11 protein-coding genes are annotated in these 12,121 nt (G+C 74.0%); 2 read left to right on the top strand and 9 right to left on the bottom strand.

The window, feature by feature from the left end; translation table 11 throughout:
- Positions 1-154 precede the first annotated feature (154 nt).
- Positions 155-1,696 (bottom strand): histidine ammonia-lyase, encoded by a 1,542-nt coding sequence (gene hutH, locus ACZCAH_RS08735; RefSeq protein ID WP_464340692.1) that lies wholly within the window; start codon positions 1,694-1,696, stop codon positions 155-157.
- 189 nt (positions 1,697-1,885) lie between these two features.
- Here hutH and ACZCAH_RS08730 point away from each other — a divergent pair, with 189 nt between their 5' ends.
- A complete protein-coding gene (locus ACZCAH_RS08730) occupies positions 1,886-2,338 on the top strand; it encodes a hypothetical protein (protein WP_464340691.1) in 453 nt (150 codons plus the stop codon).
- A 58-nt stretch (positions 2,339-2,396) separates the two neighbouring features.
- Here the strand turns inward: ACZCAH_RS08730 and ACZCAH_RS08725 are convergent, their stop codons facing one another.
- The 5 genes from ACZCAH_RS08725 to ACZCAH_RS08705 form a co-directional block, all read right to left on the bottom strand.
- Positions 2,397-3,803 carry a YjiH family protein gene (locus ACZCAH_RS08725; RefSeq protein ID WP_464340690.1) on the bottom strand — a complete coding sequence of 469 codons (1,407 nt, stop codon included), beginning with the start codon at positions 3,801-3,803 and terminating at the stop codon, positions 2,397-2,399.
- A 149-nt stretch (positions 3,804-3,952) separates the two neighbouring features.
- Positions 3,953-5,251, bottom strand: a complete 1,299-nt coding sequence (locus ACZCAH_RS08720) for an amidohydrolase family protein (RefSeq protein ID WP_464340689.1) — start codon at positions 5,249-5,251, stop codon at positions 3,953-3,955.
- 11 nt (positions 5,252-5,262) lie between these two features.
- The gene (gene hutU, locus ACZCAH_RS08715; RefSeq protein WP_464340688.1) at positions 5,263-6,945 is read right to left on the bottom strand and encodes a urocanate hydratase; all 1,683 of its coding nucleotides are present in this window, start codon (positions 6,943-6,945) and stop codon (positions 5,263-5,265) included.
- Positions 6,946-7,250: 305 nt separating this feature from the next.
- Positions 7,251-8,036, bottom strand: coding sequence for an IclR family transcriptional regulator (locus tag ACZCAH_RS08710; RefSeq protein WP_464340687.1), 786 nt, complete (start codon positions 8,034-8,036; stop codon positions 7,251-7,253).
- 11 nt (positions 8,037-8,047) lie between these two features.
- Entirely contained in the window at positions 8,048-9,052 is a 1,005-nt protein-coding gene (locus ACZCAH_RS08705; RefSeq protein ID WP_464340686.1) for a formate/nitrite transporter family protein, read from the bottom strand.
- 231 nt (positions 9,053-9,283) lie between these two features.
- Here ACZCAH_RS08705 and hutG point away from each other — a divergent pair, with 231 nt between their 5' ends.
- Entirely contained in the window at positions 9,284-10,387 is a 1,104-nt protein-coding gene (gene hutG / locus ACZCAH_RS08700) for a formimidoylglutamase (protein ID WP_464340685.1), read from the top strand.
- A gap of 15 nt (positions 10,388-10,402) precedes the next feature.
- Here hutG and ACZCAH_RS08695 read toward each other — a convergent pair whose 3' ends face one another.
- From ACZCAH_RS08695 to ACZCAH_RS08685, 3 genes are read right to left on the bottom strand one after another with little or no spacing between them, the layout of a single operon-like run.
- The gene (locus tag ACZCAH_RS08695; protein WP_464340684.1) at positions 10,403-10,834 is read right to left on the bottom strand and encodes a GNAT family N-acetyltransferase; all 432 of its coding nucleotides are present in this window, start codon (positions 10,832-10,834) and stop codon (positions 10,403-10,405) included.
- Positions 10,831-11,769: a GNAT family N-acetyltransferase gene (locus ACZCAH_RS08690; protein ID WP_464340783.1), complete on the bottom strand. Its 939-nt coding sequence runs from the start codon at positions 11,767-11,769 to the stop codon at positions 10,831-10,833. Before ACZCAH_RS08690 ends, ACZCAH_RS08695 begins: the two co-directional genes overlap by 4 nt.
- A 14-nt stretch (positions 11,770-11,783) precedes the next feature.
- Positions 11,784-12,044: a hypothetical protein gene (locus ACZCAH_RS08685; RefSeq protein WP_464340683.1), complete on the bottom strand. Its 261-nt coding sequence runs from the start codon at positions 12,042-12,044 to the stop codon at positions 11,784-11,786.
- Positions 12,045-12,121 lie beyond the last annotated feature (77 nt).

The following is a 12,121-nucleotide window of genomic DNA, read 5'->3' as shown; positions in this document are numbered from 1 at the left end:
CTCCGGGGCGGAGGGGGGACGGGACGGCCCCCGTGCGGACCATTGCCCCGGGGAACGACGTCTCAGGCTAACCCCGGGCCGCCCCTGCGCACCCGGCGAACGGCGGTGACCTCACGCTCATCGCCCCGGTCCGGCACGGGGCGGGAATCCCTCGTCAGGCGAGGGGCCCGGTGACCTCCTCGACGGCGGTGAGCACCGAGCCGTCGCGCAGTCGCGCCTCCGCCTCGGCGATGTCCGGGGCGAGGAAGCGGTCCGGACCGGGGCCGTCGACGGTGCGCCGCAGCACCGCGATCGCGGCGGCACCCGCGGCCGACGGGGTCAGCGGGGCGCGCAGGTCGATCGCGCGGGCGGCGGTCAGCAGCTCGATCGCGAGGACCCGGCGGAGATTCTCCACGCTGGTGCGGAGCTTGCGGGCGGCGTGCCAGCCCATCGAGACGTGGTCCTCCTGCATCGCGGAGGACGGGATCGAGTCCACGCTCGCGGGCACCGCGAGGCGCTTCATCTCCGAGACCAGGGCGGCCTGCGTGTACTGGGCGATCATGAAGCCGGAGTCCACGCCGGGGTCGTCGGCGAGGAAGGGCGGCAGGCCGTGGGAGCGGGCCTTGTCGAGCATCCGGTCGGTGCGACGCTCGGCGATCGAGGCGAGATCCGCGCTCGCGATCGCGAGGAAGTCCAGCACGTACGCGACGGGCGCCCCGTGGAAGTTGCCGTTGGAGGTGACCGTTCCGTCCTCGAGCACGACGGGGTTGTCGATCGCGCTCGCGAGCTCCCGGCCGGCGACGGTGCGGGCGTGCTCGATGGTGTCCCGCACGGCCCCGGCGACCTGCGGGGCGCAGCGCAGCGAGTAGGCGTCCTGGACGCGGGAGCCCTCGGCGGCGACGTCGGCGATGATCCCCGAACCCGCGAGCAGGGCGAGGATGTTCGCGGCCGAGGCCTCCTGGCCCGGATGGGGGCGCAGCGGGCCGTGCAGCTCCGAGCGGAACACCGTGTCCCGGCCGCGCAGGCCCTGCACCGACAGGGAGGTGGTGAGATCGCTGATCCGCACCAGCTCGTCGAGGTCGGCGAGCGCCATGAGCAGCATGCCGAGCATGCCGTCGGTCCCGTTGATGAGCGCGAGGCCCTCCTTCTCCTCGAGGAGCACCGGCTCGATCCCGGCCTCGGCGAGCAGCTCGGGCACCGGACGCTCGGTGCCGTCGCGGTCGCGGGCGCGCCCCTCCCCCATGAGCACGAGCGCGCAGTGGGAAAGCGGGGCGAGGTCCCCCGAGCAGCCGAGCGAGCCGTACTCGTGGACGATCGGGGTGATGCCGGCATCGAGCAGAGCGAGCATCGTCTCGACGACGACGGGGCGCACGCCGGTGCGCCCGGAAGCGAGGGTGCGGGCGCGTAGCAGCATCAGGGCGCGCACCACCTCCGTCTCGACCTCGGGCCCCGCCCCGGCGGCGTGGGAGCGGATCAGCGAGCGCTGCAGGGCGTGGCGCATCGACGGCGGGATCGACGTGTCGGCGAGCGCACCGAAGCCGGTGGAGACGCCGTAGACGGGGGTGTCCCCCGCGGCGAGGGCGTCGATGTGGGCGCGGACCGCGGCGACCTGCTTCCGCGCGGCGGGGTCGAGCTCGACGCGCGCCCCGCGACGGGCGACGGCGAGCACGTCCGCGGCGGTGATCCCGGCGGTGGAGAGCGTGACGGTGTGGGTCATGGCTCCGAGGCTAGGTCGCCCCGGCCGCCGCCCGCAGGGCAGGCGGCGGGGCGGTGTCCGGTATCCCGGGCAGGAACGCGCGGGCGGCAGGACGGGGAGTTCTCCCCATGCCGAGGGCGTACACGACCGGCCGGCGGCGGCGAGACTGGCGGGACCGTGATCCGTCGTCGGACGCCCAGGGGGCCTGCCATGTCACCATCGCTGCGATCGCTCGAGCGTCTGCCCGCCCGGCGCGCCGTCCTGCTCGGCGCCGCGCTGGTGCTCGCCGGCTGCGCACGCCGCGGCACCCTGCTCGACGAGGGTACGACGGAGGTCGAGCTCGAGGTGGGGCAGACCCTGCAGGTCGATCTCGGCTGGTGGTCGCCCGGCGTCGGCGACGACTGGGGCGTCGTCTCCCAGACCGCGCCGGAGGTCGCGGACGCCGAGGTCGTCATGGGCAGCGACGTCGTCGGGGAACGTCCGCGCCGGGACGGCCCCGGCTCCGGGGGCGAATCCCACTACGCCGTGGAGATCACCGCCCTCGCTCCGGGCACCACGACGATCCGCTCGCTGCTCTGCTGGCGCGACGGGATCGCGGAGGGCTGCGAGCAGGCGCCGCACCGGCCCATCGACCCGGTCGAGATCACCGTGACGGTGCGCTGAGCCCGGGTCGCGGGCCGGCCCGGTGGAGCTCCGGCCCGACCGCGCCACGGGTCGGTGACTAGAGCAGCAGGTGCGCGAGCGGGGCGGTGATCAGGATCGTGAGCACGACGCGCACGAACCACAGCACCACCAGCTGTCCCACGTGCACCGGGATCCGCGTGGCGAGAACCGAGGGCACCAGCGCGGAGAAGAACACGATCTGCGAGACCGCGGTGACGCCCACGGTGAAGCGCAGCACCTCCGACTCGTGCCCGGCGACCACGGTGGCCGGCAGGAACATCTCGGCGATGCCCACGGCGACCGCCTTGCCGGCGAGCGCCGGATCGGGCAGCTGCACCAGCCAGGCGAAGGGCACGAACAGCCAGCCGATCAGGTCGAACACCGGAGTGTAGGTGGCCAGGAGGAGCCCGGCGAGGCCCACCGAGAGGATCGAGGGGACGATCGCGGCGGCCATCAGCACGCCGTCCTTGAAGGTGTCCCAGCTGCCGCGCACCACGCCGGGGGCGCCCGACAGGGCGCGCATCGCCTCGTCCCAGGCCTGCCGGATCCGGTTGCCGCTCGAGTCGGGCTCGGGCTGGTGCTCAGCGTCCTCGAAGGGCGCGTCGGAGATGCGGCTGAGCGGGGGGATCCGCACCGTGATCGCGGTGACCGCGAAGGTGATCGCGAAGGTCAGGAAGAAGTACAGCGTCCAGTGCTGCATCAGGTCCAGGGTGCTGGCGACGATCACCATGAAGGTCGCCGAGACCGTGGAGAAGCCGGTCGCGATAATCGCGGCCTCCTTGCCGGTGTAACGGCCCTCGCGGTAGACCCGGTCGGTGATCAGCAGCGCGAGGGAGTAGGAGCCGACGAAGGAGGCGACGGCGTCGACCGCGGCCCGGCCCGGCACCTTCCACACGGGGCGCATGATCGGCTGCACCAGCACGCCGATGAACTCCATCAGCCCGTAGTTGATCAGCAGCGCGAGGAAGACCGCGCCGACGGGCACGATCAGGCCGACGGGGATCCCCAGCTTCTCCCACAGGAAGGGCCCGATGTCGGGGTTGCCGAGCGGGCCCGGGTAGTAGCCGAGCGCCGCGCACACCGCCACGACCAGGCCGATGACGTTCGCGAACGCGAAGACGGTGCGCAGCGCGCCGCGGCGCCAGGACCCGGTGACGAAGGGCCGCACGGTGCCCAGGAGCACGAGGGCGACCACCACCCAGGGCACGGCGGGGCCGAGCACCCAGCGCACGAAGGTCAGCGCATGGTCGACGAGGATCGTGGACTTCCCGCCGATCTCGACGCTGACGAAGAACATGAGCAGGCCGATGAGGCTGTACACGACGAAGCGCCAGCGGTGCGGGGGCACGGCGCGCTCGGTACCGTCGGCCGCGATCACGGAGCGGGCGCGGGCGGCGGCGGAGGTGTCGAAGGGCTGGTGATCGGCGCCGCGGGGGTCGCCCGTGGCGGCGGACGTCGTCATCATCGAGATCGTCCTTTCGAGAGGGGAGGGTGAGGGTGGCGGGGGCGGGTGGTGCCGGCGCGGAGGGATCGGGCGGGGAGGGGTCGGGAGGGGAGGGGTCGGGAGGGGAGGGGTCGGGCGGGAGTGGTCCGTCGAGGCAGGCTCCGGCGAGGTCAGGCGATCCGCTCCCCGCGACGCCGCACCTGGTGGGTGAGCGGCATGCCGGGGCGGTAGGCGAGGTGGATCGCCGCGGGGGCGTCCAGCACGTGGAGGTCGGCGCGGGCGCCGATCCCGAGATGGCCGACGTCGCTGCGGCGCAGCGCGAGCGCCCCGCCCCGGGTCGCGGCGCGGAGAGCCTCGTCGAGGCTGAGGTGCATCTGCAGCACGGCGGTCGCGACGCAGAAGCCCATGGCGCTGGTGTAGCTGGTGCCGGGGTTGCAGTTGGAGGCGATCGCGAGAGCGGCACCGGCGTCGAGGAGCGCGCGGGCCGGCGCGAGCGGGGCCCGGGTGGAGAGGTCGCAGGCGGGCAGCACGGTCGCGACCGTCGGCCCCGCATCGACCGCGAGCGGGCCGGGCTCTTCACCCTCCTCCGTGGCCGGCGCGGTGGGCCGGGAGGCGGTCGCGGCGAGCGCCTCGACGTCCTCCGCGGAGAGGTGGTTGAGGTGGTCGACGCTCGCGGCACCGAGCTCGGCGGCGAGCGCGACCCCGCCGCTGCGCCCCAGCTGGTGGCCGTGGACGCGCAGCCCGAGACCGGCCGCGGACCCGGCGCGCAGCACCCGTTCGGACTGCTCGGGGGTGAAGGCGCCCTCTTCGCAGAAGACGTCGATCCAGCGGACGTGCTCCGCGACCGCCGCGAGCATCTCCCCGGCGACGAGGTCGACGTAGGCCTCCGCCCCGGGGCGGCCGTCCGCGCCGTCGAACTCCCGCGGGACGAGATGGGCGCCGAGGAAGGTGACCTCGTCGATCTCCCCGTCGGCCGCGAGAGCGGCGAGCAGGCGCGCGGCCCGGGCCTCGTCGGCGACGGTGAGGCCGTAGCCGGTCTTGGTCTCCATCGTCGTCGTGCCGCCCGCGGCGGCCTCGGCGAGCCGGGCGCGCACGAGTCCGCGCAGACGCTCGTCGGAGGCCTCCCGCGTCGCCGAGGTGGTCACGCCGATGCCGCCCGCGGCATAGGCCTGCCCCGCCATCCGGGCCTCGAACTCGGCGGCGCGGTCCCCGTCGAAGACGAGGTGGGAGTGGGAGTCCACCCAACCGGGCAGCACGGCGCGGCCGCCGAGATCCTCGGCCGCATCCGCCGCGGGGGCGTCGGCGGCGGGGCCGGACCAGGCGATCCGCCCGTCCTCGATCACGAGCGCCGCATCGCGCAGCACTTGCTCCTCGGTGACCCGCCCGGGGCGCGCGGGATCGTCGAGAGCGGGATCGAGGGTCCACAGCTCGGAGATGCCGGTGAGCAGCATCGAGGTCGGGACGGCCATCGGCGTGCTCCTCAGTCCCGAAGGGTGGGGGTCATCGGGATGCGCACGCCGCGCTCGTGGGCGACCTGGTCGGCCCGCGAGTAGCCGGCGTCGACGTGGCGGATGACGCCCATCGCCGGATCGTTGGTGAGCAGGCGCTCGAGCTTGCGGCGGGCGAGGTCGGTGCCGTCGGCGAGGCCCACCTGGCCGGCGTGGATCGAGCGGCCGATGCCAACGCCGCCGCCGTGGTGGATCGAGACCCAGGTCGCGCCGGAACTGGTGGCGGTCAGGGCGTTCAGCAGCGGCCAGTCGGCGATCGCGTCGGAGCCGTCGAGCATCGACTCGGTCTCCCGGTAAGGGGAGGCGACGGAGCCGGAGTCGAGATGGTCGCGGCCGATGACGATGGGGGCCTTGACCTTCCCCTCGCGGACGAGGTCGTTGAAGAGCATCCCTGCCTGGTGGCGCTCACCGTAACCGAGCCAGCAGATGCGGGCGGGCAGGCCCTCGAACTCGACGTGCTCGCCGGCCGCGTCGAGCCAGCGGTGCAGGTGCTCGTTCTCGGGGAAGAGCTCCTTCAGGGCGGCGTCGGTGACGGCGATGTCCTCGGGGTCGCCGGAGAGCGCGACCCAGCGGAACGGGCCGAGGCCCTCGCAGAACAGGGGCCGGATGTAGGCGGGCACGAAGCCGGGGAACGCGAATGCGCGGTCGTAGCCGGCGTGGCGGGCCTCGTCGCGGATCGAGTTGCCGTAGTCGAACACCTCGGCGCCGGCGTCCTGGAACTCGACCATGGCCTGGACCTGGCGGGCCATCGCCTCGCGGGACTTCTTGGTGAAGCCCTCGGCGTCGGCCTCGGCCTCGCGCTGCCAGTCCTCGACGGAGATCTCGGAGGGGAGGTAGCTCAGCGGGTCGTGGGCGGAGGTCTGGTCGGTGACCACGTCGATGTGCAGGTCACCGGCGCGGTGGCGCTCGAGCAGGGCGGGGAAGACGTCCGCCGCATTGCCGACGATGCCGATCGAGACCCCGCGCTTCTCGGCCTTGGCGGCGTTGGCGCGGGCGATGGCGTCCTCGAGGTCGTCGGCGATCTCGGTGAGATAACGCTTGGCGATACGGCGCTCGAGGCGGGAGCGGTCCACGTCCACGATCAGGCACACGCCGTCGTTGAGGGTGACGGCGAGCGGCTGCGCGCCGCCCATGCCGCCGCAGCCGCCGGTGAGGGTGATGGTGCCGGCGAGGGTGCCGCCGAAGCGCTTCTGCGCCACGGCCGCGAAGGTCTCGAAGGTGCCCTGGAGGATGCCCTGCGTGGCGATGTAGATCCAGGAACCCGCGGTCATCTGGCCGTACATCATGAGGCCCTCGGCCTCCAGCTTGCGGAACTCCGGCCAGGTCGCCCAGTCGCCGACGAGGTTGGAGTTCGCGAGCAGCACGCGGGGCGCCCACTCGTTCGTGCGCAGCACGCCGACGGGCTTGCCGGACTGGACCAGCAGGGTCTCGTCGTCCTCGAGGTCCTTGAGGGTGTCGACGATGGCGTCGAAGGCCTCCCAGGAGCGGGCGGCACGGCCGGTCCCGCCGTAGACCACCAGGTCATCGGGGCGCTCGGCGACCTCGGGGTCGAGGTTGTTCATGAGCATGCGCAGCGGCGCCTCGGTCTGCCAGGACTTGGCGCTGAGGACGGTGCCGCGGTCGGCGCGAACGGGACGGGCTCCGGGGAGGGACATCGTCGGCTCCTTCGTCGAGAGGGGTCTCGGGGTTCCCCACAGGACACCACCGCCCAGGGACCGGGTCGAGGGGCCGGATCGCAGTGATGTCCGGGATACCGGACTGATGCCGATGCCGACATTACTCGCGAGTCATGTGCATCTCTGTTCCGTGGAGGGAACACAGGCGCACATGACCGATCGGTCACCGGCGGGAATGGGCGAGGCGGGAGGGTGGGGGCTGGGCGAGGTGGGCGGGGCGGGAGGGTGGAGGCTGGGCGAGGTGGGCGGGGCGGGAGGGTGGGGGCCGGGCGAGCGGCGTGGGGTCAGCGCGGGGGCGCTCCGGCCCGCCCACCGAGGCGCCGCGTGATCTCCTCCGCAGCGCGACGCACCGAGGCGGCGAGACGCTCGCGCTCGGCCGGGCCGACGCGGGCCTCGACGAAGGTCAGCGCGACGGCGGCGGCGGGCCAACCAGCATGGTCCCGCACGACGGCGGCGACCGAGCCCATCTCGTCGCTGACCTCCCCGGACTCCCTCGCGACCCCGTCGGCCCGCACGGCCGTCAGCACCTCCCGCAGCGCCTTGGGGGTGGAGGGGCCGGGAGCGTCAGTGCGGGCGGCGAAGTCGGCCGCGGTGCCGTAGAGGGCGCGCAGCTGCGCGGCGGGCAGGTGGGCGAGGATCGCGCGGCCGCTCGCCGTGAGATGCGCGGGGATCCGCACGCCGACGTCGGTGACGAGGCTCGGCCGATTCCGGGCGCGCTCCTCGACGACGTAGAGCACGTCCCGGCCGTGCAGCACCGCGAGGTGCCCGCTCTCCCCCACCTCGTCGACCATCGCCTCGACGACCCGTCGGCCGATCCGGGCCAGCGGCTCCTGGCGCAGATAGGCGCCGGAGAGCTCGTGCGCGGCCGGTCCCAGCCCGTACAGCCGCTCCTGCTCGAGGTGCAGGACGTACCCGTGCTCGACGAGGGTCGCGAGCAGGTCGTAGGTCCGGGAACGGGGCAGGTCCAACTGCTGCGCGATCCGCGCGGCGGGCACCGGGGCGCGCCGCGAGGCGAGGAACGTCAGCAGGCGCAGCGTCGCGTCGGCCGCGGGCACTTTCGGGGAGGTCATGGTGGGCGCCACTATGACACCCCGGCGCTCCGGGATCGGCCCCTGCCCGCGCCCTCCTGCTCCCGCTCCCGCCGCTGGGCCTGCCTCTCCGCCGTGGACAGCTCCCAGGTGCGCACCAGGCGCGGGAGAGTGAGGATGACGAGCCCGCCGACCATGTTCAGCGGGATCACCCAGCTGAACCAGACCAGCCACTCGAGATAGGTGGTCGGATCGCCCGCGTGCATCGACGCGAAGACCACGACCGAGCCGAGGGCGCCGTGCAGCATCCCGAGGCCCACCACCAGCAGCCCGGAGATGAGCGCGTTCGCTAGCGTCGCGATGCCCTCGTTCGAGCCCTGGCTCATCCGGGTCACGAGGGTGATCGTGAAGCCGGCGAGCACGGCGAGCGCCCCGGTCTCGAGGGTCAGACCGGGGTCGAGATAGCTCGCGGTGGTCTCGCGCAGCACGTCCTCGAAGCGGGGGAACGCCGCGATCACCACCCAGGTGAAGGCCCATCCGCCCACCAGGTTCGTGACGAGGGTGACCGCCCACAGCCGCAGCAGCTGCGACCAGGTGCCGTGCCCGGCCATGATCGCGTTGATGGGGACGAGGAACTCCTCGGTGAACAGCTCCGAGTGCGCGAGCCGCAGCGCGTAGAGACCGATACCGAAGGCGAGCCCGCCGAGCAGCTTGGAGCCGGTCGCGTCGACCACCGCGAGCATCGCCAGCAGGCCCAGGCCCACGTCGATCCCGCCGAAGAGCCCGGTGACCACGAGTGCCCGCCAGGTGCGGTTCAGCCGGTTCGCGCCCTCGGTGACGGTGTTCTCGAACTCCTCGGCGAGGGCGTCCTCGACGGCATGGTCGCGCTCGCCCAGGCGTCGGCGCTCTGCCGCCTCGTCGTCGTCGGCCGGTTGCTCGGCGGCCTCAGGCTGCTCGTCCGCTCCCGACTTCTCGGCGGCCTCCGACGGCTCGGTCGCCTCCGGCTGCCCGGACTCCGCCGGCCCCTTGTTCTCCGGCGTCTCCGCGGTCCCTGCCATGGTGCCTCCTCGTCGTCACGTGGTCGCGGCCCGGATCGGACGACGCCGGGCACCGACGGCCGGCGCCGGCACCTCCGCCGGGCCCGTGCTCGTGCCCGGTCCGTCCGGGCGAGACCGTGCCCGGTCCGTCCGGAGGGCCGGACGCTGGACGCCGACCGGCGGATCCGCGCCCCGCTCCCGGTGCCATGATGGGCTGAACCTACCCCCTGCCGACGTGATCAGGAGGCATCGATGACGAGCTCCCCCGCCCCTACGACCGAGTGGACCGGACGACACGACGGCGACGGCCCCGAGCACGCCCGCTGGCACCAGGCGGTGCGGATCGTCGGAGCCGGGACGGGCAGCACGACGACGGACGCCGCGACCACGGACGGCGCGCCGGCCGCCGCGAGCTCCGGTGCCGCAGCCGTCGATGCCGAGACGCCCGGAGCCACGGCTCCCGTCACGGCACCGGATCCCGCCGCCGATCACGTGGCGCTGCTGGGCTTCCGCTCCGAGGAGGGGGTGCGCCGCAACCGCGGCCGGGTCGGGGCGGCCGACGGTCCCGCGGCTCTGCGCCGGGCGCTCGCCCCGATGGCGCTGCACGGCCCGCTCGCCCGCGGCGAGGTGGAGCTGCACGACCTCGGCGACGCCGCGACCGTCGGCGAGGACCTCGAGGCCGGGCAGACCGCGGCCGCCGCGCTGACCGCGCACGGCCTGGACCGGGTCGGGTCCCGCCTGACCGTGGTGCTCGGCGGCGGGCACGAGACCGCGTGGTCCTCGTACCGGGGGCTGATGGCCTCGGGCATCGGCCCGCGCGCCGGCCGGAGCTGGGGCGTGCTGAACCTCGATGCGCACTTCGACCTGCGCGAGGAGCCGCGCCCCACCTCCGGCACGCCCTTCGCGCAGATGGCCGCCGCCGAGCAGGCCGCGGGCCGGGACCTGCACTACGCGGTCCTGGGGATCGCCGAGCCCTCGAACACGGGCACCCTGTTCGCGCGGGCCCGTGAGCTGGGCGTCCGCTGGTGGACCGATGAGCGGTGTCTCGCCGCGGGCGCCGAGGGGATCACCCGGTTCGTCGAGGACTTCGCCGCGGAGCTGGACGTCCTCTACCTGACCATCGACCTCGACGTGCTGCCCGCCGCGGTCGCCCCGGGGGTCTCGGCCCCCGCGGGCCTCGGGGTGCCGCTGCCGCTGATCGCCGCGGCCGTGCGTGCCGCGGCCGGCTCCGGGAAGCTCGCCCTGCTGGACGTGGTCGAGCTGAACCCGTCCCTCGACGTCGACTCCCGCACCGCCCGCACCGCCGCCCGGCTGATCGACGAGGCGGTGCGCACGGTCACCGGCTCCCGCGCCTGACCTCGACCATCCTGCTCAGCGAAGTCGCACGAAGGAGCGCAGTCCGGGCTCGTGGTCGTGGGCCTCGACGAAGCCGAGCGCCTCGTAGAAAGCACGCTGCCCGGGCTCCGCATCGGTGAGCAGCACGTGCTGGCGCACATCGCCGAACGGGGCCAGCGCCGCCTCGACGAGACGTCGGCCGATACCCTGCCCCTGGGACTCGGGCCGGACCAGCACGTCCTGCAGGTACGCCACGACGGCGCCGTCCCCGACCGTCCGCGCGAGGCCGATGAGGACCTCGTCGCGCCGTGCGGTGACCACCGATCCGCTCCCGGAGAGGGCGCGCTCGAGGGTTGCGGGGTCCTCGGTGTACGCGCTCCACCCGACCGCGTCGTAGAGGTCGAGCGCCTCGCCGAGCGCGGGCACCTCGGCGCGGACGACGACCCCGCCGCCTGCCGCGTCGCTCACTCGCCCGTCCTCCCGTCGATCGCCTCGCGCAGCAGGTCGAGGTGCCCCACGTGGCGGGCGTACTCCTCGATGAGGTGTGTGAGGATCCAGCGCAGGTTCAGCGGCTCGCCGGCGCGGCCGCCGCGCACGGGGGCGTCGAGGTCCGACCAGCTCGCCTGAGCGGCGCGGGCGTCCCGGACCCGCTCCCGATAGAGGGCGAGGTCCGTTGCGGCCGTGGCGGGAGTGCCGTCGAGGTGATCGCCATCGGGGTTCTCCGGCGTGCAGTACGGGTCGGGCCGCTCCTCGCCGAGCAGCACCTCGCGCAGCCAGTACTCCTCGACGCCGCCCAGATGGCGCACGAGACCGAGCGGGCTGAGGTCCGAGGGCGGCACAGCACGCCGGCACAGCTGCTCCGCGTCGAGCCCGTCGACCTTCTCCAGCACGGTCGCGCGATGGAACTCGAGCCAGGCGTCGAGGGACTCCCGCTCGGCGGCGAGGAAGGGCGGATCGACGCGCGCCGCGTCGCGCGGGGTGGGGTCGTGGCTCATGACGTGCACTCTTCCACGCCGCATCGACCCGAGGCGAGGAGATTGCAGCTCGCGGGGCGCCCCGGGCCGAATCACCGTGCTCGCCGCGGGACCTGCCTGGCCTCCCGCACCCTCGCCGCCCGCAGGCTCCCACCCGGCGTGGACCAGCTGGAAGAGGCGGCAGTCCGACCACTCCCCACCGAGGCGGAGATAGTCCCTGGCCAGGCCGTACTCGGCAAAGCCGCACTTCTCGAGCACCCGCACGGAGGCGTCGTTGCCCACCTGCACCTCCGCCTGCAGCCGATGCAGGCCGAGACCACCGAAGGCCACGGCGAGCGCGGCGCGCACCGCATGGGTGGCGATGCCGCGGCCGGCCTCCTCGTGGTCGACCCAGTAGCCGAGCGAGGCGGACTCGAAGGCGCCGCGGATGATCCCGGAGAGGGTCAGGCGGCCGACCAGCCGTGAGGATCCCCCTCGAGCACCCGTATCCCCAGCGGCAGCCCGAGCCCGGCGTCGGCGGCGGCGAGAGCCTGGGCGATCGCCTCCCGCTGTCCCGCCTCGGTGAACCATTCCGCGTGCCGCACCGGCGCGCCGACAAGCAGCCGCTCCCGATTCCGGGTCTCCAGAGCGAGCAGCGCGGGGGCGTCGGACGAGGCGAGGAGCGCGAGGTCGACGTGAGACCGACGGAACGGCGTGTGCGGCATGACCAGCACTCTCGCACAGGTCGACGGTCGGCGAGCCCCCTGCCCGCGAGCACCCGTCGGCGTAGACTCGACCCTCC

The sequence above is a fragment of the Brachybacterium sp. B718/18 genome (assembly GCF_055454375.1).
Note: the sequence above shows the minus strand (reverse complement) of the source record. Positions and strands in the feature narration are given on the sequence as shown.

Bases quoted from the DNA above. Each gene is read 5' to 3' on its own strand.
- hutH (WP_464340692.1), bottom strand. From the start codon at position 1,696: ATGACCCACACCGTCACGCTCTCCACCGCCGGGATCACCGCCGCGGAC.
- ACZCAH_RS08730 (WP_464340691.1), top strand. From the start codon at position 1,886: ATGTCACCATCGCTGCGATCGCTCGAGCGTCTGCCCGCCCGGCGCGCC.
- ACZCAH_RS08725 (WP_464340690.1), bottom strand. From the start codon at position 3,803: ATGATGACGACGTCCGCCGCCACGGGCGACCCCCGCGGCGCCGATCAC.
- ACZCAH_RS08720 (WP_464340689.1), bottom strand. From the start codon at position 5,251: ATGGCCGTCCCGACCTCGATGCTGCTCACCGGCATCTCCGAGCTGTGG.
- hutU (WP_464340688.1), bottom strand. From the start codon at position 6,945: ATGTCCCTCCCCGGAGCCCGTCCCGTTCGCGCCGACCGCGGCACCGTC.
- ACZCAH_RS08710 (WP_464340687.1), bottom strand. From the start codon at position 8,036: ATGACCTCCCCGAAAGTGCCCGCGGCCGACGCGACGCTGCGCCTGCTG.
- ACZCAH_RS08705 (WP_464340686.1), bottom strand. From the start codon at position 9,052: ATGGCAGGGACCGCGGAGACGCCGGAGAACAAGGGGCCGGCGGAGTCC.
- hutG (WP_464340685.1), top strand. From the start codon at position 9,284: ATGACGAGCTCCCCCGCCCCTACGACCGAGTGGACCGGACGACACGAC.
- ACZCAH_RS08685 (WP_464340683.1), bottom strand. From the start codon at position 12,044: ATGCCGCACACGCCGTTCCGTCGGTCTCACGTCGACCTCGCGCTCCTC.